Source organism: Mesorhizobium sp. WSM4841 (assembly GCF_055811515.1).
In genome coordinates, this window is sequence record NZ_JBVVQC010000017.1 from 1 (window position 1) to 24,110 (window position 24,110).

Annotated in this window: 22 protein-coding genes, 1 other RNA gene and 2 pseudogenes; 7 read left to right on the forward strand and 18 right to left on the reverse strand. The window is 62.1% G+C overall.

Translation table 11 applies throughout. The features are described 5' to 3' along the window. Nucleotides 1-196: 196 nt before the first annotated feature. The 4 genes from AC0L14_RS19990 to ssrS all read right to left on the reverse strand — a co-directional run bounded on the left by AC0L14_RS19990 (nucleotide 197) and on the right by ssrS (nucleotide 2,782). On the reverse strand, nucleotides 197-964 hold the full coding sequence (locus AC0L14_RS19990; RefSeq protein ID WP_473750492.1) for a TerC family protein: 768 nt from the start codon (nucleotides 962-964) through the stop codon (nucleotides 197-199). Nucleotides 965-1,033: 69 nt separating this feature from the next. After that, a complete protein-coding gene (locus AC0L14_RS19995) occupies nucleotides 1,034-1,858 on the reverse strand; it encodes a TIGR00282 family metallophosphoesterase (RefSeq protein ID WP_473750493.1) in 825 nt (274 codons plus the stop codon). 81 nt (nucleotides 1,859-1,939) lie between these two features. Then, entirely contained in the window at nucleotides 1,940-2,527 is a 588-nt protein-coding gene (locus AC0L14_RS20000) for a 5-formyltetrahydrofolate cyclo-ligase (protein WP_473750494.1), read from the reverse strand. 99 nt (nucleotides 2,528-2,626) lie between these two features. Then, nucleotides 2,627-2,782: non-coding RNA, 6S RNA (gene ssrS / locus AC0L14_RS20005), on the reverse strand. A 180-nt stretch (nucleotides 2,783-2,962) separates the two neighbouring features. On the opposite strand from ssrS, the pseudogene AC0L14_RS20010 reads away from it, so the two are divergent. From AC0L14_RS20010 to msrB, 5 genes and pseudogenes are all read left to right on the forward strand, one after another. Continuing rightward, nucleotides 2,963-3,801 (forward strand): annotated as a pseudogene (locus tag AC0L14_RS20010) (AAA family ATPase). 165 nt (nucleotides 3,802-3,966) lie between these two features. Then, a complete protein-coding gene (locus AC0L14_RS20015; RefSeq protein WP_473750495.1) occupies nucleotides 3,967-4,413 on the forward strand; it encodes a GNAT family N-acetyltransferase in 447 nt (148 codons plus the stop codon). 8 nt (nucleotides 4,414-4,421) lie between these two features. Then, complete coding sequence (locus AC0L14_RS20020) at nucleotides 4,422-5,612, forward strand: vWA domain-containing protein (protein WP_473750496.1); 1,191 nt, start codon at nucleotides 4,422-4,424, stop codon at nucleotides 5,610-5,612. Continuing rightward, a complete protein-coding gene (locus AC0L14_RS20025) occupies nucleotides 5,613-6,434 on the forward strand; it encodes an MBL fold metallo-hydrolase (protein WP_473750497.1) in 822 nt (273 codons plus the stop codon). Nucleotides 6,435-6,545: 111 nt separating this feature from the next. Further along, nucleotides 6,546-6,950 carry a peptide-methionine (R)-S-oxide reductase MsrB gene (gene msrB, locus AC0L14_RS20030; protein WP_473750498.1) on the forward strand — a complete coding sequence of 135 codons (405 nt, stop codon included), beginning with the start codon at nucleotides 6,546-6,548 and terminating at the stop codon, nucleotides 6,948-6,950. 60 nt (nucleotides 6,951-7,010) lie between these two features. Here msrB and AC0L14_RS20035 read toward each other — a convergent pair whose 3' ends face one another. Then, on the reverse strand, nucleotides 7,011-7,355 hold the full coding sequence (locus AC0L14_RS20035) for a hypothetical protein (RefSeq protein ID WP_473750499.1): 345 nt from the start codon (nucleotides 7,353-7,355) through the stop codon (nucleotides 7,011-7,013). 215 nt (nucleotides 7,356-7,570) lie between these two features. On the opposite strand from AC0L14_RS20035, the gene AC0L14_RS20040 reads away from it, so the two are divergent. Then, nucleotides 7,571-8,080, forward strand: a complete 510-nt coding sequence (locus AC0L14_RS20040) for an arsenate reductase ArsC (protein WP_473750500.1) — start codon at nucleotides 7,571-7,573, stop codon at nucleotides 8,078-8,080. 129 nt (nucleotides 8,081-8,209) lie between these two features. Here AC0L14_RS20040 and AC0L14_RS20045 read toward each other — a convergent pair whose 3' ends face one another. From AC0L14_RS20045 to AC0L14_RS20100, 12 genes and pseudogenes are all read right to left on the reverse strand, one after another. Then, nucleotides 8,210-8,665: a hypothetical protein gene (locus AC0L14_RS20045; protein WP_473750501.1), complete on the reverse strand. Its 456-nt coding sequence runs from the start codon at nucleotides 8,663-8,665 to the stop codon at nucleotides 8,210-8,212. A 51-nt stretch (nucleotides 8,666-8,716) separates the two neighbouring features. Continuing rightward, nucleotides 8,717-8,977, reverse strand: coding sequence for a DUF2312 domain-containing protein (locus tag AC0L14_RS20050; RefSeq protein ID WP_023800031.1), 261 nt, complete (start codon nucleotides 8,975-8,977; stop codon nucleotides 8,717-8,719). Nucleotides 8,978-9,347: 370 nt separating this feature from the next. Beyond that, complete coding sequence (pyc, locus tag AC0L14_RS20055) at nucleotides 9,348-12,806, reverse strand: pyruvate carboxylase (protein WP_473750502.1); 3,459 nt, start codon at nucleotides 12,804-12,806, stop codon at nucleotides 9,348-9,350. A gap of 241 nt (nucleotides 12,807-13,047) precedes the next feature. Beyond that, a complete protein-coding gene (locus AC0L14_RS20060; protein WP_473750504.1) occupies nucleotides 13,048-14,178 on the reverse strand; it encodes a branched-chain amino acid ABC transporter substrate-binding protein in 1,131 nt (376 codons plus the stop codon). 139 nt (nucleotides 14,179-14,317) lie between these two features. After that, the gene (locus AC0L14_RS20065) at nucleotides 14,318-14,665 is read right to left on the reverse strand and encodes a DUF6867 family protein (RefSeq protein WP_473750505.1); all 348 of its coding nucleotides are present in this window, start codon (nucleotides 14,663-14,665) and stop codon (nucleotides 14,318-14,320) included. A 17-nt stretch (nucleotides 14,666-14,682) separates the two neighbouring features. After that, nucleotides 14,683-15,411 (reverse strand): ABC transporter ATP-binding protein, encoded by a 729-nt coding sequence (locus tag AC0L14_RS20070; RefSeq protein ID WP_192361325.1) that lies wholly within the window; start codon nucleotides 15,409-15,411, stop codon nucleotides 14,683-14,685. After that, entirely contained in the window at nucleotides 15,411-16,553 is a 1,143-nt protein-coding gene (locus tag AC0L14_RS20075; RefSeq protein ID WP_473750506.1) for an ABC transporter ATP-binding protein, read from the reverse strand. Before AC0L14_RS20075 ends, AC0L14_RS20070 begins: the two co-directional genes overlap by 1 nt. Before the next feature lie 20 nt (nucleotides 16,554-16,573). Then, nucleotides 16,574-18,079: pseudogene (livM, locus tag AC0L14_RS20080) on the reverse strand (high-affinity branched-chain amino acid ABC transporter permease LivM); the annotation flags it as partial. Between the two features lie 94 nt (nucleotides 18,080-18,173). Further along, the gene (locus tag AC0L14_RS20085; RefSeq protein ID WP_473750507.1) at nucleotides 18,174-19,076 is read right to left on the reverse strand and encodes a branched-chain amino acid ABC transporter permease; all 903 of its coding nucleotides are present in this window, start codon (nucleotides 19,074-19,076) and stop codon (nucleotides 18,174-18,176) included. Nucleotides 19,077-19,411: 335 nt separating this feature from the next. Then, nucleotides 19,412-20,413: a 4-hydroxyproline epimerase gene (locus tag AC0L14_RS20090; RefSeq protein WP_473750508.1), complete on the reverse strand. Its 1,002-nt coding sequence runs from the start codon at nucleotides 20,411-20,413 to the stop codon at nucleotides 19,412-19,414. 12 nt (nucleotides 20,414-20,425) lie between these two features. Next, nucleotides 20,426-21,676 carry an NAD(P)/FAD-dependent oxidoreductase gene (locus AC0L14_RS20095; RefSeq protein ID WP_473750509.1) on the reverse strand — a complete coding sequence of 417 codons (1,251 nt, stop codon included), beginning with the start codon at nucleotides 21,674-21,676 and terminating at the stop codon, nucleotides 20,426-20,428. A gap of 196 nt (nucleotides 21,677-21,872) precedes the next feature. Continuing rightward, nucleotides 21,873-22,766 carry a dihydrodipicolinate synthase family protein gene (locus AC0L14_RS20100; RefSeq protein WP_473750510.1) on the reverse strand — a complete coding sequence of 298 codons (894 nt, stop codon included), beginning with the start codon at nucleotides 22,764-22,766 and terminating at the stop codon, nucleotides 21,873-21,875. 69 nt (nucleotides 22,767-22,835) lie between these two features. Between AC0L14_RS20100 and AC0L14_RS20105 the strand changes: the two genes are divergently transcribed. After that, complete coding sequence (locus AC0L14_RS20105; protein WP_473750511.1) at nucleotides 22,836-23,528, forward strand: GntR family transcriptional regulator; 693 nt, start codon at nucleotides 22,836-22,838, stop codon at nucleotides 23,526-23,528. A 78-nt stretch (nucleotides 23,529-23,606) separates the two neighbouring features. Here AC0L14_RS20105 and AC0L14_RS20110 read toward each other — a convergent pair whose 3' ends face one another. Continuing rightward, on the reverse strand, nucleotides 23,607-23,921 hold the full coding sequence (locus AC0L14_RS20110; protein ID WP_473750512.1) for a hypothetical protein: 315 nt from the start codon (nucleotides 23,919-23,921) through the stop codon (nucleotides 23,607-23,609). Nucleotides 23,922-24,110 lie beyond the last annotated feature (189 nt).

Consider the following 24,110-nt stretch of genomic DNA (forward strand, 5'->3'; position numbering starts at 1 on the left):
TTGCCGAAATCATCCGCCACGTCTGCGATCCACCGAGGCGACGAAAAAGCCAATCCGCCGCAGCAAGGATAACGCTCGTGCCCTAAGTTAGCGCCTATGGGGTGCTGTCCCTCCGACGTCTCAACCGTTCTGCATGGCCGCGACGATCGAGACAGAACCCACGGCTCTGCGCGCCGTCGATTCGTTCCGGCTCGCCTCAGTGCCCCGCGCCCGCCTTTGCCTTCCTCCGACGTCGCGCCAGCATGTTGAGGCCCTCGACAAGGGCGGAAAAGCCCATGGCGGCGTAGATGTAGCCCTTGGGCACATGGAAGCCCATGCCGTCGGCGATCAGCGTCATGCCGATCATCAGCAGGAAGCTCAGCGCCAGCATGACGATGCTCGGGTTCTTGGCGATGAAGTTGGCGAGCGGCCCGGCTGCCAGCATCATCACGCTGACCGCCACGATGACGGCGATGTACATGATGGCGATCTCGTCGGTCATGCCGACCGCGGTGATGATCGAATCGATCGAGAAGACGAGGTCGAGCAGCAGGATCTGGAAAATGGCGCCGGCGAGCGAAAGCTGCAGCGTGTCGCCCATCATCGTGTCCTGGTGATCCTCGAGATCGACCGTGTGGTGGATCTCCTTGGTCGCCTTCCAGACGAGGAACAGGCCGCCGGCGATCAGGATCAGATCGCGCCAGGAAAACCCGTGGCCGAAAGCGGTGAATACCGGCGCCGTCAACTGGACGATGATCGAGATGGTGGCAAGCAGCACCAGCCGCATGATCAGCGCGGCAGAAATGCCGAGCCGCCGGGCGCGGGCCCTTTGTGCCTCCGGCAATTTGTTGGTCAGGATCGAGATGAAGATCAGATTGTCGATGCCGAGCACGACCTCCAGCACAATCAGCGTCAGCAACGCTACCCATGCGGTCGGATCGGAGACAAAGGCGAAATGTGGCGCCAGGAATTCGATGAGCTGCATGGAGGTCGTCCCCTCTTACGATCTGAAGCAGGCGTAGCCGGCAATTAGGTACAATCGCTTACATCAATGTCATGACCAGAACGATGGCGCCGTTTCCTCCAGCCGCGGTCCGCGACGAAACGGCGCAATCCGTTCGGTCAGGCCGCTGCGATCCGAAATGTCGACGCCGACGCCGCACAACGTCGCCGGGCCGGTCGCCGCCTCGAAGCGCCCTTTCGGCACCTTCGACAGAAACCGGTTGAGCGGCTCCTCCTTGTCCATGCCGAGCGAAGAATCATAGTCGCCGCACATGCCGGCGTCGGAGATATAGCCGGTGCCGCCATTGAGGATATGGTGGTCGCCGGTCGGCTGGTGCGTGTGGGTGCCGACGACCAGGCTGGCGCGGCCGTCGACGAAATGGGCAAAGCACATTTTTTCAGAGGTCGCCTCGGCATGGAAATCGATGACCACCGCATCCGCCTGCTCGCCGAGCGGGCAGGCGGCAAGCTCGCGCTCACCGGCCTGGAACGGATCGTCGAGTTCGGGATGCATGAACACCCGGCCCATGATGTTGGCGACCAGAACGCGCGCGCCGTTCCTGGCGATATAGACGCCGGAACCCCGCCCCGGCGTGCCCTTGGGGAAATTGGACGGACGCAGGAACCGTTCCTCGCGCGGCGCGAAACCCAGCGCGTCGCGCTGGTCCCAGACATGATTGCCGGTGGTGACGACGTCGGCGCCCGCCGAGATCGTCTCGCGAAAGATCTCTTCGGTGATGCCGAAGCCGCCGGCGGCGTTCTCGCCATTGACGATGACGAAGTCGAGTTTGAAATCCGAAATCAGGCCGGGCAGTTGTTCCCACACCGCCGTGCGTCCCGTCTTGCCGACCATATCGCCGAGGAAGAGAAGTCTCATATAGAATGATCCCGAACCGAAGGTCAGCAAAGCAAGAAAGCTGCATGACTTTCCGAAAAGACCATGCGTCCAGGAACTTATCTACAATTTCGGCGCGAACCGGCGCAACCCGCTCTCGGTGAGTATTTCCGGAATGATCACGTCATGCGGCTCGTCCGGCACCAGCGCCACCTCCTGGCACTCGAAAGCAATGCCGATCAGCCGCGGCGGCTGCCCCTTGTCGACCAGCCGCGCGATGGCGCGGTCGTAATAACCGGCGCCATAGCCGATCCGGTGGCCTCGTGCATCGAAGGCCGCAAGCGGCACCAGCATCACCTGGGGATCGAGCACCTCGGCCTCTTCATGCGGCCCGACGGTGCCGAATCCCATGTCGATCATCGGTGCGCCGCGCACCAGTTCGCGAAAGACGATGGTGGTCTTGTCGAGAATCGCCGGCAGGCAAAGCCTTGCTCCCTTTTCGCGCAAGGCGAACATCAGCGGCCGGACGTCGACTTCCGAGCGCATTGGCCAGAAGCCGGAGACGATCTGGCCCGGCTCTATCGCAATGTTGTCCCTCGCCGCCTCGGCCATTTCGAGCGCTGCCTCCACACGCCAGAACGGATCGAGCGCATCGCGGCGCCCGAGTGCTTCGCGGCGCAATTTTTTTTTCAGGTCTTTCAAGGATGCCATGCGCCGACGGTAGAAAGGTCAAATTTTTGGATGGAGTTTTAGGAGCGACGTTTTCCACCGCATGATCCACCGAAGCGTGAGTGGATCCTCTGCGTCGAGTGACGATCCACACAACCGGTGGAGAGAGCGATCCCGGGAACCTACAAAGTAGGTGGGCGCCGTATGAGAAAACCCACGGGTCTTCCCAGGGACAGCTCCCTAGGGATCATTAAGGCCCCGGGGAAAATGTTCTCCTGCCGGGAAGCGCAGACCGTCACGACCAATATAGGCTGGCGATCGGCCAAGCGCCAGAGAGACGGCCATGCTCCGTGGCTTAATTCGTCACAAGGTCCTGCCTTGCAGCTGCGCGGCACGAGGTTTCACCGCGCCCTCGCCGCGGCGCCTTGCACAGGCTGGACTGTCTCCTTACGGTTGCCATGAAACCGAGGAGCAAAAATGCGTTTCGAAGGCACGGCGGCCTATGTCGCCGACAAGGATCTGATGGTGGCGGTCAATGCGGCGATCGCGCTGGAGCGGCCATTGCCGGTCAAGGGCGAGCCCGGCACCGGCAAGACCGAATTGGCGAGGCAAGTGGCGGCCGCGCTCGGCCTCGAGCTGATCGAATGGCACGTCAAGTCGACGACAAGGGCGCAGCAGGGCCTCTACGAGTATGACGCCGTCTCGCGGCTGCGCGACAGCCAACTCGGCGACGAGCGCTTCAACGACATCAGGAACTACATCAAACGCGGCAAGCTGTGGGACGCCTTCGCCGCCGGCAAGAAGGTCGTGCTTCTGATCGACGAGATCGACAAGGCCGATATCGAATTCCCCAACGATCTGTTGCAGGAACTCGATAGGATGGAGTTCTTCGTCTACGAGACCGGCGAAACGGTCCGCGCCGCTGTGCGCCCGATCGTCATCATCACCTCCAACAACGAGAAGGAACTGCCGGACGCTTTCCTGCGCCGCTGCTTCTTCCACTATATCCGCTTTCCCGATGTGGAGACGCTGCACAGGATGTCGACGTGCACTATCCCGGCATCAAGCAGAACCTGGTGCGCGCCGCACTGACCCAGTTCTACGAGATCCGCGACGTGCCGGGTCTGAAGAAGAAGCCGTCGACCTCCGAGGCACTCGACTGGATCAGGCTGTTGGTCGCCGACGACATCTCGCCCGAGGATTTGCGCGCCGACCCGAAGAACGCACTGCCGAAATTGCATGGTGCGCTTTTGAAGAACGAACAGGACGTGCATCTGTTCGAGCGCTTGGCTTTCAAGGCGAGAAGGCAGGGGTGAGTAGCGGGCGGCCAAAGCCGACGATTCGGCTTTTCGAGCGATGAACGCCCGGAGCCATAGCGGAGCGCCGGGCATGCGGCGGGCGGACAGCGCTTTCCCGTTGCTGGACCGTTGCCGCCAGCCGGGCACCGGGGCAGCTTCATGAAGCTTCGGAAGGAAATGAAAATGACCGAGATCACTGTCCGCCCACTGGCGCAATCCGACCACGCCGACTGGCGGCGCTTGTGGACCGCCTACCTCACCTTCTACGAAACCAGGCTGCCGGAAGACGTCTACGCCGTCACCTGGAAGCGGCTGTTCACTGAAGGTGAATTCGAGCCGAAGGGGTTCATCGCCACCCTCGACGGCAAGGCGGTCGGGCTGACGCATTATCTCTACCATCGCTCCTGCTGGTCGCAGATGAACAACTGCTATCTGCAGGACCTGTTCGCCGACCCGGATGTGCGCGGCAAGGGCGTCGGCGCCGCACTGATCGAAGCGGTCAAGCAGGAAGCCGGCAAGATCGGGGTGAAGAACGTCTACTGGATGACGCACGAGACCAACACCACCGCGCGCAAGCTCTACGATCACGTGGCGCGCAGGACCGGCTTCATCGAATACGATTTGCTATAATTGATGCGATGTTCATCCCCTTCTTCCTCGAACTGAAGGCAGCGCGGGTTCCCGTCTCGCTCCGGGAATATCTGTCGCTGCTGGAAGGGCTGGAGGCAGGGCTGGTCGACTATGACGTCGAGGGGTTTTACTATCTTGCCCGCGCCGCACTGGTGAAGGACGAGCGCCACATCGACCGTTTCGACCAGGTCTTTTCCCACGTCTTCAAGGGCGTCGAAGCGCTGGCTGGCGAAAATGCGGTCGACGTCGAAAACATTCCGGAGGAATGGTTGCGGCGGCTTGCCGAAAAGCACCTGACCGATGAAGAGAAAAAGCTGGTCGAGGCCCTGGGCGGTTTCGAAAAGCTGATGGAGACGCTGAAGAAGCGGCTGGAGGAACAGAAGGGCCGCCACCAGGGCGGGTCGAAATGGATCGGCACCGGCGGCACCTCACCTTTCGGCGCCTATGGCTACAATCCCGAAGGCGTTCGCATCGCCCAGCACGAAAGCCGCAACCGCCGTGCGGTGAAAGTCTGGGACAAGCGCGAGTTCAGGAATTTAGACGATGCCGTCGAGCTCGGCACCCGCAACATCAAGATCGCGCTGAAGCGCTTGCGCCGTTGGGTGCGCGAAGGCGCCGAGGAGGAGTTCGACCTGCCCGGCACCATCCACGCCACCGCCGAGCACGGCTATCTCGACGTGCAGACGCGGCCCGAACGGCGCAATGCTGTGAAGCTGCTGATGTTCTTCGATGTCGGCGGCTCGATGGACGACCACGTCAGAAGCGTCGAGGAGCTGTTTTCGGCCGCCCGCGCCGAATTCCGCCAGCTCGAGTATTTCTACTTCCACAACTGCCTCTACGAGGGCGTGTGGAAGGACAATCGCCGCCGCCATGCGGAGGTAATCCCGACCTTCGATCTCCTCCACAAATACGGTCCGGACTACAAGGTGATCGTCGTCGGCGATGCCTCGATGAGCCCGTATGAGATCGCGCATCCCGGCGGCTCGGTCGAGCACTGGAACCCGGAGGCAGGCGTCGTCTGGCTCGGCCGCCTGCTGCAGCAATGGCCGAACGCGGTATGGCTCAACCCCGAAAGCGAAAAGCACTGGGGTCTTACCCATTCGATTGCCATGATCCGCGATATCTTTGGCGGCCGCATGTTTCCGCTGACGCTCGCCGGGCTCGAAGCCGCCACGAAGCAGCTTTCAAGGAAGCACTAAATGGATTCACGCAAAACAGGACGGCCGACCTGTTTCTTCTGTCTGCAATGTGGCGTCCAGTTCGCGGCGGCAGCGACGCCGCCGCAACTTTGCCCGATCTGCGAGGACGAGCGGCAATATGTGCGCTGGGAGGGCCAGGCCTGGATCACGCCGCAAGAGCTCGCCGCCGGGCATCGGATCGTGATGAAAGACGATGCCGGCGTGCTCGCCTTCGGCATCGAGCCGCGCTTCGCCATCGGTCAGCGGGCGCTGCTGGCACAAACGCCGCACGGCAATGTGCTGTGGGACTGCATCTCGATGGTCAGCGACGAGGCGGTGGCCGAAATCAACCGACGAGGCGGCCTCACCGCGATCGCCATTTCGCACTGCCATTATTATTCGGCAATGGTCGAGTGGAGCGAGGCGTTTGGCGGCGTGCCGATCTATCTGCACGCCGATGACCGTCAGTGGATCATGCGGCCGCATCCGGCTGTTATCAGTTGGGAGGGCGAGACGCGCGCCCTAAACCCCTCGCTGACACTTATCCGTTGCGGCGGTCACTTTGCCGGTGGCCAGGTGCTGCACTGGAAGCGCGACGGCGGCGACGCCATCCTGGCCGGCGACATCTTGCAGGTGACCCCAACGCGCCGCCATGTCAGTTTCATGTACAGCTACCCGAACTACATCCCGCTCAATGCGGCGAAAGTGCTCGGCATCGAGGCTGCGCTGGAGCCTTTCGCGTTCGACCGTATCTACGGCGCATGGTGGAACCAGAACGTCCTCGGAGATGCAAAGACGGCATTTGCAGGGTCGGTTGCGCGGTATCTCGCGGCGATCGCCTGAGGAATTCTTCGCGGCAGCATCGGAAATACCGGCAAACGCCGTAACAAATGCCTATTTTAGGCGAACTTGGGAAGACAACCCCAATAGCGGCATGAGCTAAGAGGCAAAAAGATGGATAGCCACACCTACCCAGTCACCCGCACCGATGCCGAATGGCGCGCCCGGCTGACGCCGGAGCAATATGCGGTGATGCGCAACCACGGCACCGAGCGGCCAGGCAGCTGCGCCCTGCTCCACGAGAAGCGCGCCGGCACCTTTTCCTGTGTCGGCTGCGACCAGCCCTTGTTCGAATCCAAGCTGAAGTTCGAGAGCGGCACCGGCTGGCCGAGCTTCAACGACCCGGTGCCGGGTTCGGTCGAGACGACCGTCGACCGCAGCTATGGCATGGTCCGTACCGAATGCCATTGCGCCCGCTGCGGCAGCCATCTCGGCCACGTCTTCGAAGACGGCCCGCCACCGACCGGCCTGCGCTATTGCATCAATGGCGTCGCGCTGAAATTCAAGCCGGCCGCCTGACTGGGATTCGACGGCGGCAAAGGACGGCTTCGGCCGCCCTTTGCCGGCAGCACCGTCCTGTCAGACCACCACCACCAGTATCAGCCACAGCACAGCCCCCAGCGTCATCAGCGAAGCCTTGACGCCGCCGGATTTCTCGGCTGTCCGCCACACCGCAAAAGTCAGAAAGAAGTTGTACGGCACCGGCGCGAAATGCACCGCCAGAACGAGAGCGAGCGGCAGCTTCAGCCCGAGCAGGATCAGCGCCAGCACCGACACTGCGATGTTGATCGCCGTGCCGACAAGGACAAGATCGCGCCAGAACAGCCGATCGAGCGGGGCCGTGCCTTGCCAGCGCGAGCGGAAGAAGCCCAGAGCGCGGCTTGCCTCACCGCCTTCGCCTTCGAAGGGTTTTGGAGCGCTCATCGGCGCGGCCTTTTCTCTTTCGACAGCCGCAGAAATGTCGAACGCAGCAAGCCTGTCAACGCAAGTCGATCATCGGCACGCAAGCGTATGATTTGACAGATTGTCATCAAACGGTCGTGAAACCTTTCTACGTCGCCCTTGTCGGCATCTTGGCAAAGATACGTTGCCGGAATCTGCCGCCCCATCATCCAGTCGCCTGCCAAGGAGGTCTTGAGATGAGCGATAATGTCTACAACGCGCTGTTTCTTTGCAACGCCAATTCGGCGCGATCCATCATGGCGGAAGCCATCCTTAATCGAATCGGTGCCGGCAGGTTCAAGGCTTTTTCCGCCGGTTCGCAGCCGAAGGGCGAGGTCAATCCCTACGCACTGCAGCTGCTCGAAAGCCTCAACTACGATACGAGCTTCGCCCGTTCGAAAGGCTGGGACGAGTTTGCCGAGCCCGATGCGCCGGAAATGAATTTCATCTTCACGCTCTGCGACAGCACCGCAAACGAATCTTGCCCGATCTGGCCGGGTCATCCGATGACCGCGCTCTGGTCGATACCGGACCCAGCCAAGGCAGACGGCACCGAGGCCGAACTGCACCTTGCCTTTGCCGATGCCTATCGCATGCTCAACAACCGCATCTCGCTGTTCACCAATCTGCCGATGGATGCGCTCGACCATCTGGCGCTGCAACACCATCTCGATGCGATCGGCCGCGACACGGAGAAGCCGAGCTAATGCATGTCGCCCAAAAGTGCGCAGCGGTTTTGGGGTAACGACATGCATAAAAACAAAACTAAAGCGCGTCGCACGAATCCCTTCAGACGCGACGCACTTTAGGGTCAAGCCGCCGACAGGCAGGCGATTTCACGAACCGGTTTCGCCACCCTCGCCCAGCACCTCGGCAACGGCGCGCTCGAAGCGCGATGCTTCCGTCACCAGCCAGTCGGCCATGGCCGGCCAATTATCCTCAGCAAAGCAGTTCACGCGCCACAGCGAATTGATGCCGAGGCCCTCGCAACTCTGTTCCGGCCTGAGCTTCAACCTGTCTTCGATCGCCGGCTGGAACGGCTTCAACCGCGACCAGGCTTCCGTGGCACCGAACTTCTCGTTGCGGCCGAAGAAGACGCCGACATGGTTCTGCGCCGGCGCGACATACATGGAAAGGACCAATGCGAAGTCGGGCAGCCCGCGCTGCCAGAACCAGGGTCCGCGCCGCGCCATCAGAGCCCTTTCTTCCGGATGCCGTTCAGCGAACAGCGTCCAGAAGCCGCGTTGGCGGAATTCAGAGGCGCGGCGGACGCCGAAGTCGAATTCGCTCATGGTTCGACCCGTTGAGGGCGCCGCAACCGGCGCCCAGGGCTGTTATCAGCCTTACACCATGCCGAGAGCGGCTTTGTAGAGGTCGAGGATGGTTTCCTCCTCTTGCCGCTCGGCCTGATCCTTCTTGCGCAGCCGGATGATCGACCGCATCGCCTTGGTGTCGAAGCCGGTGCCTTTGGCCTCGGCGAACACTTCCTTGATGTCGTCGGCGATCGTCTTCTTCTCTTCCTCGAGCCGCTCGATGCGCTCGATGAAGGCTCGCAGCTGGCCGGCGGCAACAGTCTGGCTGGTTTCGGTGATGTCGTCGGCCATTTTTTCTCCGCGTCGTTTTCCATGCCGCGACTCAGGAACTGTCGCGGCGAATTTGCAGCGGTTCGATGCCCGACCGGGGGCGACCGGTCAAGCTGTTATCGGTGCGGCATGAAGGGTGGGCAGGACCTAAGGTGTGTTGAGATTCAGGTCAGGCCGAGTCGAAAACGCCGGCTTCCGAGAACCGGAGCGGAGCGTACTTAAAGTACGTGAGCCCGCGCATGATCCCCGAAATCGAGATCGAGTTTCGGAAAGGATCATGCGCAAATCAAGTACTACAGCGTCCTTTGCGCGCCCGAGGGGCGCGCGGCGCTGTAAGCAAGCGCAGGAGGCCGGCGTTTGCAGGCCGGCATCACCTGAATATCAACGCACCTTATCCGAATGCGATCAGCAGATCCTTGGCGTCGATCTGTTCGCCGGCCTTCACCAGCACTTCGGCGATTGTGCCGTCGCGCTCGGCATGCAATGCCGTCTCCATCTTCATCGCCTCGATCGACAGCAGCACGTCGCCGGCCTTGACCGCCTGGCCGGCGGCAACGGCAAGCGCCGAGACGACGCCGGGCATCGGCGCGCCGACATGCGCCTCGTTGCCCGGCTCAGCCTTGCGCCGCGCCTTGGCGGCGGAAGCGCCATGCGCGCGATCCGGCACTTTGACCCGGCGCGGCTGGCCGTTGAGCTCGAAGAACACGGTGACCATGCCCTTCTCATCGACATCGCCGATGGCCAGGCAGCGCACCACCAGCGTCTTGCCCTTCTCGATGTCGACAAAGATCTCGTCTTCCGGCTTCATGCCGTAGAAATAGGTCGGCGTCGGCAGCACACTGACCGGCCCATAGGTTTCCTGCGCTGCCGCAAAGTCGGAGAAAACCTTTGGGTACATCAGCCAAGAGGCGAATTCGAACTCGCTGAGCTTGCGCTCAAGCTTGTCTTCGATCTCTTTGCGGCTGGCCTTGAGATTGGCCGCTTTCAGCAGCGAGCCAGGTCGCACGGTGATCGGCTTGTCGCCCTTAAGCACCTTCTTCTGCAGTGCCTCCGGCCAGCCGCCGGGCGACTGGCCGAGATCGCCGCGCAGCATCGACACGACCGAATCCGGGAAGGCGATATCCCTGGCCGGATTTTCGACATCGGCAACCGTCAGGTCCTGGCTCACCATCATCAGCGCCATGTCGCCGACGACCTTGGACGACGGCGTCACCTTGACGATGTCACCGAACATCAGATTGACGTCATGATAGGTCTGCGCCACTTCGTGCCAGCGTGTCTCCAGACCGAGCGAGCGCGCCTGTTCCTTGAGATTGGTGAATTGCCCACCCGGCATTTCGTGCAGGTAGACTTCCGAGGCCGGCCCCTTCAGGTCGCTCTCGAAGGCGGCATACTGGTTGCGCACCGCCTCCCAGTAGAACGAGACGTTCCTGATCCATTGCGGGTCGAGGCCCGGATCCCGCTCGGTGCCTTTCAGGGCCTCAACGATCGAGCCAAGGCAAGGCTGCGAGGTGTTGCCCGACAAGGAATCCATCGCCGCATCGATGGCGTCGACGCCGCTGTCCACCGCCGCCAGCACCGTCGCCGCCGACAGGCCTGACGTGTCGTGCGTGTGGAAATGGATCGGCAGATCGGTCGCCTCGCGCAGCGCCCTGAACAGCACTCGTGCCGCCGCGGGCTTCAAAAGCCCGGCCATGTCCTTGACCGCGACGATATGGGCGCCGGCCGCCTGCAACTCCCTGGCCAGCGCGACGTAGTATTTGAGGTCGTATTTGGCGCGGGTCGGGTCGAGTATATCGCCGGTGTAGCAGATCGCCGCTTCGATCAGTTTGCCTTCGGCGCCGACCGCGTCCATGGCGACGCGCATGTTGTCGACCCAGTTCAAACAGTCGAAGACGCGAAACAGGTCGATGCCGCCGACGGCTGCCTGTTTGACGAAATGCTGGACGACATTGTCGGGATAGTTGGTGTAGCCGACGCCGTTGGCGCCGCGCAAAAGCATCTGCAGCAACAAATTTGGCGCTGCCTCGCGCACCAGCGACAGCCGTTCCCACGGGTCTTCGGTGAGGAAGCGCATAGCGACGTCGAAGGTCGCGCCGCCCCAGCATTCGAGCGACAAAAGCTGCGGCAGCGCGCGCGCATAGGTGCCGGCAATGCCGGCGATGTCATATGTGCGCACCCGCGTCGCGAGCAAGGACTGGTGTCCGTCGCGCATCGTCGTGTCGGTGACCAGCACCTCTTTCTGCGCGCGCATCCAGGCCGCGAATTTCTCCGGCCCAAGCGCGTCGAGCTTCTGCTTGCTGCCATCAGGCACATCGCCGTTGAGATAGGGCACCGTCGGTGCCGCCGCATCGGCCTTCGGCTGCGGCCGGCCACGAGTCTCGGGATGGCCGTTGACGCTGACATCGGCCAGATAGTTGAGCAGCTTGGTCGCGCGGTCCTGCCGCTTCACGCTCGCGAACAGTTCCGGTGTCGTGTCGATGAACTTGGTCGTGTAGGAATTGTCGGCGAAACTCGGGTGATTGATGATCGCCTCGAGGAAGGTGAGGTTGGTCGCCACGCCGCGGATACGGAACTCGCGCAGCGCCCGGTTCATGCGGGCGATGGTCTCGGCCGGCGTCGGTGCCCAGGCCGTCACCTTCTCCAGCAGCGGGTCGTAAAAACGGGTGATGACTGCGCCGGAATAGGCGGTGCCGCCATCGAGGCGGATGCCAAAACCGGTAGCGCCGCGGTAGGCGGTGATGCGGCCATAGTCGGGGATGAAATTGTGCTCGGGGTCCTCGGTGGTGATGCGGCACTGCAGCGCGTGGCCGTTGAGCCTGATATCCTTCTGCGCCGGCACGCCCGATTCCGCCGTGCCGATGGCGAAACCATCGAGAATGTGGATCTGCGCCTTGACGATGTCGATGCCGGTCACCTGCTCGGTGACGGTGTGCTCGACCTGGATGCGCGGGTTGACCTCGATGAAATAGAATTTGCCGGTGTCGGCATCCTGCAGGAATTCGACCGTGCCGGCGCCGATATAGCTCGTCTCGCGGGCGATCTTCAGCGCATGACCGCAGAGCTCTTCGCGCCGTGACATTTCGAGATACGGCGCCGGCGCGCGCTCGACCACCTTCTGGTTGCGGCGCTGGATCGAGCAATCGCGCTCGAACAGGTGCACGGCATTGCCGTGCGTGTCGCCCAGCACCTGGACCTCGACATGGCGGGCGCGCTCGATCAGCTTTTCGAGATAGACCTCGTCCTTGCCGAAGGCGGCTTTCGCTTCGCGCTTGCCCTCCGTCACCTCGCGGGCGAGATCGGCTTCCGAGCGAATGGCGCGCATGCCGCGGCCGCCGCCGCCCCACGATGCCTTCAGCATCACCGGATAGCCGATCGTCTTGACGAGCGCCTTCACCGCCTCCATGTCGTCCGGCAAGGGATCGGTGGCGGGAATTACCGGTACGCCGACCTCGATCGCTAGGTTGCGTGCGGCGACCTTGTTGCCGAGCCTGCGCATCGTATCCGGCTTGGGTCCGATGAAAATGATGCCGGCCTTGGCGCAGGCTTCGGCGAATTCAGGGCTTTCCGACAACAGTCCATAGCCCGGATGGATGGCATCGGCGCCCGAAATCCTGGCGACGCGGATCACTTCCTCGATCGACAGATAGCTTTCAATCGGCCCCATATCCCTGGTCAGATGCGGCCCGCGCCCGACCTGGTAGCTTTCGTCGGCCTTGAAGCGATGCAGCGAGTATTTGTCCTCCTCGGCCCAGATCGCAACGGTTTTGAGGCCGAGTTCGTTGGCCGCGCGGAAGACGCGGATGGCGATTTCGGAGCGATTGGCGACAAGGATCTTCGAGATTGCCAAGGACAGGCTCCGGACGCGAACGGAAGGGAACTGACGACATGATTAACGCGAAAATGCTGCAGTGCAAACAAAATCGAAGGAAGCGATTAAACCGATTTAGTTTGATCTATCGCGTTAACACATTGCGTGTCGGTCCCGACAACGCCCCGAAATCCCGATCAAGCTTTCGGGAAACTCCCATGAAACTCCCATGAAAAATGCCCGGCGCGAGGCGCCGGGCACTTCATGTAGCAACGTCCGGTTATTTGCCGGGTGCGTTCTCGACATAGGTGTACTTGCCGTCGTCACCCTTTTTCCAGGTGTACATGACGTAATCCGGACGGGTGATGTCGCCTTTCGCATCATAGCCGATCTCGCCGATCGTGGTCTTCCAGGGGCCGGCCGACTTGATGGTCTCGGCTACCTTCTGAGCGTCATCGGCTGAACCGGTCTTGGCGACGGCGGCCGCGATGATTTCCATCGCCGCGTAGGAGTAGAGGGTATAGGCCTCAGGCTCGAAGCCGGCTGCGCGGAACTTCTCGACGAGTTCCTTGGCGTTCGGATTCTTGCGCGGATCCGGAGCGAACGTCATCAGCGTGCCGTCGACCGCGTCGCCGGCGATGGACGCCAATTCGTTTGACACGATGCCGTCGCCGGACATGAAGGTTGCCTTGAGGCCCTGGTCGGCGAGCTGGCGTATGATCAGGCCGGCTTCGGTGTGCAGGCCGCCATAGTAGACGACGGAGACGCCCGCGTCCTTCATCTTGGCGATGAGGGCCGAGAAATCCTTGTCGCCGACATTGATGCCTTCATACATGGCCTCGGTCACGCCATTGGCTGCAAGCGCCTTCTTGGTTTCGTCGGCGAGGCCTTGGCCATAAGGCGTCTTGTCATGGATGACAGCGATCTTGGCATCCTTGAAGTTCGCGGCGAGATAGTCGCCAGCAACCTTGCCCTGCTGATCGTCGCGTCCGCAGGTGCGGAAGGTGTTCCACATGTCGCGTTCGGTGAACTTCGGATTGGTCGCAGCCGGGGTGATCTCGAGGATACCGTTCTCGGCGTAGACTTCCGATGCCGGGATCGAAACGCCCGAGTTGAAGTGGCCGACCACGTACTTGACGCCGTCGGCGACGAACTTGTTGGCGACCGAGATGCCCTGCTTCGGATCGGAGACGTCGTCGCCGACCGTGAGCTTGACCTGCTCGCCGTTGATGCCGCCGGCCGCATTGATGTCGGCGACAGCCTGTTCGGCGCCCTTTTGCAGTTGCGCGCCGAAGGCGGCGTTCGGACCGGTGATCGGACCGGCAACGCCGACCAGGATGTCAGCCCACGCGCTTCCGCTGAACGCGACAAGCGCGGTCAGGGCGACGGCGGACAAAAGTGATTTTCTCATGTAAAACGCTCCCATTTACAGAGTGGGCGTGGATGATGCTTTCATGCGATGCCCACTTTTACTCGCAGAAAACGTACTTTGCCGATTTTCAGGCACTTGTCACGCCGATTCATCCCCGGAACGGCGTTAATGGTGAACGTCAACCTTTTGGTTTCCAGCTCAAAAGCGATGCTCTTTCGTAGAGCCAGTTATACTGTGTCACCATCTGGTTGGTGCGCGTGTATTGATAGCCGATGAAGCCCAATATCATCAGGACAATGGTGTCGACGATGTAGTACTGCAGCGAGAACATCGTGCCGCCGAACAGTGCGTGATGGATGAACCTTACGGCGATGCCGAGGCCGAGCATGTAAGCGAACAATTGGACGAAGCTGCGCCATGTTTCGGCGCAGGCCTTGCCCGTCATCCATGCCGCCCAGCCGCCAAGCAGGCAGGTGACGAAGAAGAAATGCCAGACCGAGGGTTCCTCATAGAGAATGCCCTGCATGATGAAGACTCCTGAACTCAGTGATGGCCGCCTTCGAGATAGGCGGCGCGCACATCCGGATCGGCGAGCAGTTCTTTGCCGGTGCCGCTCATCGTCACATTGCCGTTGACCATGACATAGCCGCGCGTGGCAAGCTTCAGCGCGCCGAAGGCGTTCTGCTCGACCAGGAACACAGTCAGCCCCTGCGTGCGGTTCAACTCGCGGATGGCGTCGAAGATCTGCTTGACGATCAGCGGCGCCAGGCCCAGCGACGGCTCGTCGAGCAGGAGCAGCTTCGGCCGCGCCATCAGCGCACGTCCGATCGACAGCATCTGCTGCTCGCCGCCCGACAGCGTGCCGCCGCGCTGGGCAATGCGTTCCTTCAGGCGTGGAAACAGCGTGAACACCTTCTCGACGTCCTCGTCGTAATGCTGGAGGTTGTCGAGGCTGGCGCCCATCTGCAGGTTTTCCATCACCGTCATGCGCGGGAAGATGCGCCGTCCCTCCGGCGACTGGGCGATGCGCATGCGCGCGATCTCATGGGTCGGCAATTGGGTGATATCGGTGCCGGCGAAGGTGATGGTGCCCGCCCGCGCCCGTGGAGCACCAAAAATGGTCATCATCAGCGTCGACTTGCCGGCGCCGTTGGCGCCGATCAGCGCCACGATCTCGCCCTGCTTGACGGTGACATCGACGCCGTTCAGCGCCCTGATGTTGCCGTAGTAGGTCTGGACGCCCTTGATATCGAGCAGCGTCGTGCCGGCCATTATTTACGCCCTCCGCGCCGGTTGGAGACGCCCGGTGTCTTCGGCTTTACCGGAGCCTTGGTGGCTGGCTTTGCCGCTGAGGATTTCGCGGCAGAGGATTGCTTGGCTGCCGCCGGGGAGGCTGCCTTGCTTGCCGCAGCGCTCGACCTTGCGTCGACCTGCCCGGCTTTCGAGGCACCCTTCGATACCGTGACCCGTTCGCCCTCGCTGTGGCCGACCGTGTCGGTCACCGGTCCGGCGAGATACGAAGATGATGTGCCCGGGCCGTGCGCCGAATCCGGGCCCGTATCCAGTTGCTCGATGACGTCCTCGTCGCCGACCTCGGTCAGCACGGTCTCTACCTCCTCGTCGTCGACACCGAGATAGGCCGCGATGACGCGCGGATCGGTCCTCACCGATTGCGGATTGCCGTCGGAGATCTTGCGTCCATATTCGAGCACCACGACGTGGTCCGAAATCTGCATAACCACCGCCATATCGTGCTCGATCAGCAGGATCGAGGTGCCGGTGTTATCCTTGATGTCCATCAACAGTGCATTGAGCGCCATTGATTCCTTCGGATTGAGCCCGGCGGCCGGCTCGTCGAGGCACAGAAGCTCAGGCCCCGTGCACATGGCGCGGGCGATTTCCAGGCGCCGCTGCGCGCCATAGGGCAGGTCGCCGGCCGGATCGTCGGCTCGGTCGACGAGGTTGGCCTTCTCCAGCCAGTGCTTGGCCAGGTCGATCGACTCGGCCGAAGCCTTGCGATAACCGCTGAAGCCGAACAGGCCGAGGACGGTGTAGCCGGAAGCCTTCATCAGCTTGTTGTGCTGCGCCACCAGCAGGTTCTCGAGCAGCGTCATGCCCGAGAACAGACGGATGTTCTGGAACGTGCGGGCGACCTTGGCGCGCGCCGGAATCTCGTGGTTCGGCAAGCGTTCGAGCAAGAAGCTCGAGCCGTCGCGCCGGCTGAGCGTGATCATGCCTTCCGATGGCTTATAGAAGCCGGTGATGCAGTTGAACACGGTGGTCTTGCCGGCACCGTTCGGCCCGATCAGCGCGGTGATCTCGCCGCGCCTGGCCTGGAAGGACAGGTCGCCGATGGCGACCAGGCCACCGAACTTCATCGACATATGCTCGACCTGCAGGATGGCATCGTTCATGGATGGGCTCGCACCACTCATCAGCCGTGGCCCTCCTTGGTGAAGGAGCCGAATACGGCCCTGCGCTCCTTGAGGAAGGCTGTCGGTTCACGGCTGCCGACAAAGCCGCGCGGCTTCCACACCATGACGATGACCATGGCTATGCCGAACAGCAGCATGCGGTAGAGTTCAGGCGTGAAATCTGGGCCGAAGACCTGCTTCAGGAAATCGAGTTCGCGCAGCGCCTCGGTGCCGCCGATCATCACCAGGGCGGCGACGGCAATGCCGACAAGCGAGCCCATGCCACCGAGCACGACGATGGCGAGGATAATCGCCGATTCCAGGAAGATGAAGGATTCGGGGCTGACGAAGCCTTGCCTTGCGGCGAAGAACGAGCCGGCGAAGCCGCCGAACATGGCGCCGGTGGCAAAGGCGGTGAGCTTGGTGGTGGTGGTGTTGATGCCGAGCGAGCGGCAGGCGATCTCGTCTTCACGCAGCGCTTCCCAGGCGCGGCCGACCGGCATGCGCCTGAGCCTTATGGTGACAAAGGCCGTCAGCAGGCAGAGCCCAAGGATCAGGTAGTAGAGGAAGATCTTGTAGTAGGCGCCAGATTGGGCGATGCCGAGAACCTTCGAGATGTAGTTCGGATCCGACACGTTGAACGATATCAGGCCGAAGAAAGAGACCTTTGGGATACCGGAAATGCCGGCCGAGCCGTTGGTCACTTCGCGCCAGTTGATGATCACCAGCCTTATGATCTCGCCGAAGGCGAGCGTCACGATCGCCAGATAGTCGCCGCGCAAGCGCAGCACCGGAAAGCCGAGCATGACGCCCCAGAACGCGGCCATGGCGCCGGCAGCCGGCAGCAGGATCCAGAACGACAGGCCGAAATGGGTACCGAGTAGCGCGTAGGCATAGGCGCCGACGGCGTAGAAGGCGACATAGCCGAGGTCAAGCAAACCGGCGAGGCCGACGACGATATTCAGTCCCCAGGCCAGCATCACATAGATCAGGATTTGGATGCCGAAATTGTCGACCCATTTCAGCGAGCCCTGGAAGCCGCCCACCATCGATCCCGTATAGAGGGCAAGCACCAGCACGACGACGATCGGATAGAGCGCCAGCGCGGTTATGCCCAGGCCCGAGAAATGCGCAAGAATGAAGGCCCGGAAATAATAGATCACCCAGGCCAGTGCATAGATGATCGCCAGCGCCCGCACGAACCGTGCATAACCGGCAAGAGCCGGCCCCAGCAAACCATCGAGGGAGCCGGCCAGAAGAACCAGCACGGCCACTATGGCGATGGCCGCGATGAAATACGGCAACCGGAAGAACCGCGTCGCGACGCTGACTGGCAACAGGCCGGTGGCGACATCGGCGATCTTCTGTTTGGCCAGGAAGGGCTGGCCATAGGCGACGTAAAGGAAGCGGCCGACCATCGTGGCGATCATCACCACGGCGAGCAGGCCCCAGCGCTGCACCAGGATCAGCTCGTTGCTGATGTTCTGATCGGTCTTCAGGCCGATGAACAGCACGAACAGGCCAAGCGAGATGGCGCCCGCGTAAAGCGCCTCGCGCGTGGCACGCTGGACGGGGGTAGCGACGACGTCGCGTTCCGGAGATGCGGTGACGGCCATGGTCTCAGACCTTTTCGACTTCTGGCCGGCCGAGAATGCCGGAAGGCAGGAAGATCAGCACGATCGCCAGGATGGAGAAGGCGGCGACGTCCTTGTAGTCGATCGAGAAATAGGCCGACCACATGCTCTCGATGAAGCCGATCATCAGCCCGCCGAGCACGGCGCCGGGCAGCGAGCCGATGCCGCCGAGCACGGCCGCGGTGAACGCCTTCACGCCGGGCGTGAAGCCGTCGGAAAACACCACGACGCCGTAATACATCAGGAACAGCGTGCCGGCGACGGCGGCAAGGGCGGCGCCCATGACGAAGGTGATCGAGATGGTGCGGTCGACGTCGATGCCGAGCAGTGCAGCCATCTTGCGATCCTGCTCGCAGGCGCGTTGCGCTCTACCAAGCGCGGTCCTGTTGACGAGATACCAGAAGATCGCGAGCAGGATCACGGTGACCAGGACGATGATGATCTGCTTCAGCGACACGCTGATGCCCGCGATATTGTAGACCTTGGACACCATCGGCGGCACCGGCTTGTTGCGCGGCCCTTGCGTCACCTGGACGAAGTTCGACAGCACGATCGACATGCCGATCGCGGTGATCAGCGGCGCCAGCCGGAACGAGCCGCGCAACGGCCGATAGGCCACCTTTTCGATCGTCCAATTGTACAGGCTGGTCAAAAGCATCGCCACGATCATCATGACCAGAAGTGCGATGACGATCGGCAGCGAATAGAACAGTGCGCCGAGGATGAGGAAAACGATGAGTGCGGCGAAGGCCCCGACCATGAAGATGTCGCCATGGGCGAAATTGATCATGCCGATGATGCCGTAGACCATCGTGTAGCCGATCGCGATCAGCCCATAGATCGATCCCAGCGTCAGCCCATTGATAAGCTGCTGGACAAAGTACTGCATGCTGTCGTGGCTCCCCTGGAATGTCGCCCATGCAGACGCATTCCTTTTCGTATTTGCCCTAGTCGTAAAGTTTCGAGCCCGGATTGCAACGTGATTTTTTAATCGTCATGCCTGATTTTGAAGCACGCAATCGGATTGCCCGTTCTTTTCCTTCCGGCCTCTGGACTATCGTGGACCCTACCATTGGCATAACGCAATGTCATTGACGATTCAGCCGTATCATGCACCCCGTTTCGAAGAAATCGCCGTCAAAATAAGTTGATGAGAGGGATCGTTGCGCTGTCGACGGCAATCGATTTTGCGCTCCTTTCGTTTCCCCTGGGTCAGGATCCTCTCTATTTGACGACGAATCCGTGCGCGAACGGATCGCGGTCGTCGATGAAGATCGTGTTCAATCCGGTCATGCGCGCCCAGCCGCCGATCGATGGGATGATTGCAGGCTTGCCCGCGACGGTGACTTCCTTCTCGACCTTGCCCTTGAACAGCGAGCCGATGATCGATTCATGGACGAAATTGTCGCCAGCCCTAAGCTTGCCCTTGGAATGAAGCTGCGCCATCCGCGCCGAGGTGCCGGTGCCGCACGGTGAGCGGTCGATCGCCTTGTCGCCGTAGAAAACGGCATTGCGCGCATCCGCTTTGGGGTCGGTCGGCGCGCCCGTCCACAGGATATGCGACAGCCGGTCGATGCCCGGATTCTCCGGATGCACGAAGGAGTACTTCTCGTTGAGACGCTGCCGCACCACCGGGCTCCAGGCGATGAGGTCGCCGGCAGAATGGTCGGCCATGTCGCGATAGTTCTTCTGCGGCTCGACGATGGCGTAGAAATTGCCGCCATAGGCGACATCGACGCTGATCTCGCCGAGCTGCGGACATTCGACCGTCAGTCCCTCGGCATGGAGGAAGGAGGGCACGTTGGTGATGCGCACCTCCTCGACATATTCGCCGACCTGTTTGTACTCGGCGATGACCAGGCCGGCCGGCGTGTCCAGCCTGAGCAAACCCGGCGTCTTCGGCTTGATCAGCCCGTGCTCGATGGCCATCGTCACCGTGCCGATGGTGCCGTGACCGCACATCGGCAGGCAGCCCGAGGTTTCGATGAACAGGATGGCGATGTCGCAATCGGGCCTCGTCGGCGGATAGAGGATCGAGCCGGACATCACGTCATGGCCGCGCGGCTCGAACATCAGCCCGGTGCGGATCCAGTCATACTCGGCCAGGAAATGCGCGCGCCGCTCCATCATCGTCGACCCCTGGAGCAGCGGTCCGCCGCCGGCGACAAGCCGCACCGGATTGCCGCAGGTGTGGCCGTCGATGCAGAAGAAGGAATGGCGCGCCATTTTTGGACCCTATCAGAAACGGTTCGGAGAAAAGGAAGAAAGATCAAGCGCGGGATTTTGCCCGAGAACAAGTTCGCGGATCAACCGTCCGGTGGCCGCCGCCTGGGTCAGGCCGAGATGGCCGTGGCCAAAGGCATAGACTATTGTGCCGGCCTGCCTGGCGCCACCGATCACCGGCAGCGAATCCGGCAGCGACGGCCGGTACCCCATCCATTCGCGGCCGCCGGCCGGATCAAGCCCCGGCAGGAATTTTTGCGCCTTGTCGAGCAGCGCTTTCGAGCGGGCGTAGTTGGGCGGCCGCTCAACACCGCCGAGTTCGACCGCGCCGCCGACGCGTACACCGGTTTCGAGCGGGGTGATGACGAAACCATGGCCGGAGAAGATCAATTGCCGCTTCACGTCGAAGGCGGTCTTCGGCAGCGTCGTGTTGTAGCCGCGCTCGGTTTCGAGCGGGATGCGGTCGCCGAGATGTTTCGCCAGGAGATGCGACCACGCGCCGGCGGCGATGACGAGGCGTTTTGCTTGCCGCACCGTGCCATCGGCCAGTATCAGCGTTGCGCCATCCTGCCCCGCTTCGACACGGTCGATGCGGCCCTTTTCGAAACGCGCGCCGTTCTTCTCGGCATAGGCCCAGATCGCCTTGCCCAATAATTTCGGATCGGCGACGGTCTTCCAGCCGGGTACGAAGGTGCCCTTGACGAAGCGAGGCGACAGGCCCGGCTGCAAGGCGGCGAGAGCATCGCCCTCGACATGGCTGAAGCCGATGCCAAACCGTTGCCTGGCCGCCCAGCCGGACAGCGACGCCTTGAACTCGGCCTCGCTCTCGTAAAGTTCGAGCGAGCCATCCTCGCGCAGCATGTTTCCTGTGCCCGAGCGCGCCATCAGCCCGGCCCATTCGGCTTCGGCGAGCCGCATCATCCCAGCCTGCGCCACGAGGCTGGCCTCGTAGCGGTCGCTTCGCCCGGCGCGCCAGAAGCGGACAAGCCAGGGCAGCAGCTTCGGCAGATAGGCGGGCGGGATGCTGAGCGGGCCGAGCGGATCTGCAAGCCATTTCGGCAGGTGCCTGATCATGCCCTTGTGGGCCAGCGGCAGCACATCGGAAAAGGCCAGGGCGGCCGCATTGCCGGAACTCGTTTCCTCGCAGATCCCCGTCCGATCGAAGATCGTGACGTTTCGTCCTGCCTCGGCCAGATAGGCGGCGACACAGATGCCGATGATGCCGCCGCCGATAATGGCGATGTCGATTGCAGCATCGCTATTCATGGCTGCGCGCCACGCTGCATGGCTCGACCTCCGCATCGCTCGGTACCTTGTAGCCAGCCCCCTCATCCGGCCCTTCGGGCCACCTTCTCCCCGTCGGGGAGAAGAGACTGACGCCAGCGTTGGCGACCTCTTCTCCCCTCGGGGAGAAGGTGGCCGCGAAGCGGCCGGATGAGGGGGTCTGCGACATTGCCACCCCTTAGAATTGTGGCAGTGCCGGCCGCACCGCCAGTGCATCCCTGACGATCTTTTCGACCATCCTGCGGCGCTCGCCCGACAGCGGCTGGCGCGGCATGCGCACGCGATCGTTGGTGTTGATCGCCAGGACTTCCGCGAGCTTGATGTTCTGCACGAGATAGGTCGAGACGTCGAGGTCGAGCAGCGGCCGGAACCAGCGGTAGATTTTCAGCGCCTCCTCGCGGCGACCCTGCTTCATCAACTGGTAGATGGCGACCGTCTCGCGCGGAAACGCAGTGACCAGCCCCGCCACCCAGCCGATGGCGCCGACCGACAGCGCCTCGAACGCCAGATTGTCGACGCCGGTGAACAGGTCGTAGCGGTCGCCGAAGCGGTTGATGATCTCGGTCGAGCGGCGGATGTCGTCGGAGGATTCCTTGATGGCGACGAAACGCTTGTCCTTCGCCAGTTCCTCCATCTGGTCGACGGTGACGTCGACGCGATAGGCAAGCCGGTTGGAATAGATCATCACCGGCAGGTCGCCGGCCTCGGCGACAGCGCGCAGTGCCGCGACCGTCTCCTCAGCGTTGGTGTGGTAGATCGGGCTCGGCACCACCATCAGCCCGTTAGCGCCTTCTTTGGCGGCGCGGCGCGCAATCGCCGCCGCCTCGCGCGTGCCGGCTTCGTTGACCGTCAGCAGAACCGGCCTCTTGCCGGCGATCTTCTGCGCGGTCTTCAGCACGTCGATCTTCTCGTCATGCGAGAGCATCGGCCCCTCGCCGAGCGAGCCGCAGACGATGATGCCGTCGCAGCCGGCCTGCATCTGCAGCGCAAAGCAGCGCTCCATCTCGGCGTGGTCGAGGCTGTCGTCCTCAGTGAATTTGGTCGTGACGGCGGGGAAAACTCCGGTCCACATAGCGGTCGCTCCATCTGATATATCAGTCGTATATTTATTAAGAAACGGACTGTCAACACGGATTTCGCTATGATATATCAAAAATATATCAGGAGCTCGCCTTTGATATTCAATGAAACAAGCCCGGCATTCGAGCCAGTGGCGGCGAAAGCCTACCGCCTGCTCGAGCACATGATCGTGACGCTCGAACTGGCGCCTGCAAGCTTCATCACCGAGGGCGCGCTGATCGACAGGCTGGGGCTCGGCCGCACGCCGGTGCGCGAGGCGATCCAGCGGCTGGCGTGGGAGGGACTGCTGGATGTCCGGCCGCGTGCCGGCATCGCCATTGCCCCGCTCCATCCCGGCGACTGGTTGCGCGTTCTCGATGCACGGCGTGGCGTCGAGGTGGTTCTTGCCCGCTCGGCCGCCCGCTTCGTCACCCGTGAGGCTGCCGATCTGTTTCACGATGCAGCGCTGGCGATGCAGAAGGCGGTGATATCAGGCAATGTGCTGGCCTTCATTCAGGCCGACAAGGCGCTCGACGAGGCGCTGGCGCTGGCGGCCGACAATCCCTTCGCTGCGCGGCTGGCTGCCCCCTTGCAGACCCACAGCCGCCGCTTCTGGTTCCGCTACAAGGCCGAAACCGGACTGGCGGAATCGGCCGAGCACCACGTCGCGCTGATCCGCTCGATCCTCGCCGGCGACGAAGACGCCGCCGCCAAAGATGCCAAGCGCCTGATGGCGCTGCTGCGCGGCCATGCCGAGGCGGCTGCGACGCGCTAGGAGATCGGCAGCAACCTTGGCCGGCTCTTTGATCCGTCCATCCGGCGGCTGCCAGGCGCTGAGCATCGCTCAATTCGGTCATGCGTCCTGGTCGGTCGGGATCACCACGTTTTCCCAATGTTCGCCGGCCGCGACGATGCAGCTTCTGCCGTCGACGTCGGTGACGATGATCGTCCAGCTTCCGCTGTCGGCGACATAGACTTCCATAATCGCCATATGACCGATCAGCCCGATAGCAAACTGTCTTTCCTGGAACTGCTCGCTCAGGTGGGCGACGAGATCGCCATGTTCAACGCAATATTGATATTGGGCGCTTGTGGCGTTCGTACCCACCGCCAATGCCCCAGCAAGAATCAGGGTTTTCAACCCAACCAACAGCGATTTGCGCGCCATAGGGCACTTCCTTTGCTATCACGTCCGGCAAAGGGAGAGCCCTCATTTTGCCGGAACGATTCAGGCCGGGTTCCGACGTCATCGCGTCGTTCCTTTCTGTGTTCCGGTCTGTCATCAGCGGGGACGATTCCTAATGTTCCCACTATGTTCCATATATGGTGTCGGCAAGGAAAAAGCGCAAGCAGGCGC

Excerpts from the sequence above, each read along its gene's own strand:
- AC0L14_RS20090 (WP_473750508.1), bottom strand. The coding sequence starts at position 20,413 with ATGGCGCGCCATTCCTTCTTCTGCATCGACGGCCACACCTGCGGCAAT.
- AC0L14_RS20035 (WP_473750499.1), bottom strand. The coding sequence starts at position 7,355 with ATGAGCGCTCCAAAACCCTTCGAAGGCGAAGGCGGTGAGGCAAGCCGC.
- AC0L14_RS20065 (WP_473750505.1), bottom strand. The coding sequence starts at position 14,665 with ATGCAGGGCATTCTCTATGAGGAACCCTCGGTCTGGCATTTCTTCTTC.
- AC0L14_RS20075 (WP_473750506.1), bottom strand. The coding sequence starts at position 16,553 with ATGAACGATGCCATCCTGCAGGTCGAGCATATGTCGATGAAGTTCGGT.
- AC0L14_RS20045 (WP_473750501.1), bottom strand. The coding sequence starts at position 8,665 with ATGAGCGAATTCGACTTCGGCGTCCGCCGCGCCTCTGAATTCCGCCAA.
- AC0L14_RS19990 (WP_473750492.1), bottom strand. The coding sequence starts at position 964 with ATGCAGCTCATCGAATTCCTGGCGCCACATTTCGCCTTTGTCTCCGAT.
- AC0L14_RS20100 (WP_473750510.1), bottom strand. The coding sequence starts at position 22,766 with ATGTGGACCGGAGTTTTCCCCGCCGTCACGACCAAATTCACTGAGGAC.
- AC0L14_RS20050 (WP_023800031.1), bottom strand. The coding sequence starts at position 8,977 with ATGGCCGACGACATCACCGAAACCAGCCAGACTGTTGCCGCCGGCCAG.
- AC0L14_RS20025 (WP_473750497.1), top strand. The coding sequence starts at position 5,613 with ATGGATTCACGCAAAACAGGACGGCCGACCTGTTTCTTCTGTCTGCAA.
- AC0L14_RS20040 (WP_473750500.1), top strand. The coding sequence starts at position 7,571 with ATGAGCGATAATGTCTACAACGCGCTGTTTCTTTGCAACGCCAATTCG.
- AC0L14_RS20060 (WP_473750504.1), bottom strand. The coding sequence starts at position 14,178 with ATGAGAAAATCACTTTTGTCCGCCGTCGCCCTGACCGCGCTTGTCGCG.
- msrB (WP_473750498.1), top strand. The coding sequence starts at position 6,546 with ATGGATAGCCACACCTACCCAGTCACCCGCACCGATGCCGAATGGCGC.
- AC0L14_RS20070 (WP_192361325.1), bottom strand. The coding sequence starts at position 15,411 with ATGGCCGGCACGACGCTGCTCGATATCAAGGGCGTCCAGACCTACTAC.
- AC0L14_RS19995 (WP_473750493.1), bottom strand. The coding sequence starts at position 1,858 with ATGAGACTTCTCTTCCTCGGCGATATGGTCGGCAAGACGGGACGCACG.
- AC0L14_RS20105 (WP_473750511.1), top strand. The coding sequence starts at position 22,836 with ATGATATATCAAAAATATATCAGGAGCTCGCCTTTGATATTCAATGAA.
- AC0L14_RS20095 (WP_473750509.1), bottom strand. The coding sequence starts at position 21,676 with ATGAATAGCGATGCTGCAATCGACATCGCCATTATCGGCGGCGGCATC.
- AC0L14_RS20000 (WP_473750494.1), bottom strand. The coding sequence starts at position 2,527 with ATGGCATCCTTGAAAGACCTGAAAAAAAAATTGCGCCGCGAAGCACTC.
- AC0L14_RS20110 (WP_473750512.1), bottom strand. The coding sequence starts at position 23,921 with ATGGCGCGCAAATCGCTGTTGGTTGGGTTGAAAACCCTGATTCTTGCT.
- AC0L14_RS20020 (WP_473750496.1), top strand. The coding sequence starts at position 4,422 with ATGTTCATCCCCTTCTTCCTCGAACTGAAGGCAGCGCGGGTTCCCGTC.
- AC0L14_RS20085 (WP_473750507.1), bottom strand. The coding sequence starts at position 19,076 with ATGCAGTACTTTGTCCAGCAGCTTATCAATGGGCTGACGCTGGGATCG.
- AC0L14_RS20015 (WP_473750495.1), top strand. The coding sequence starts at position 3,967 with ATGACCGAGATCACTGTCCGCCCACTGGCGCAATCCGACCACGCCGAC.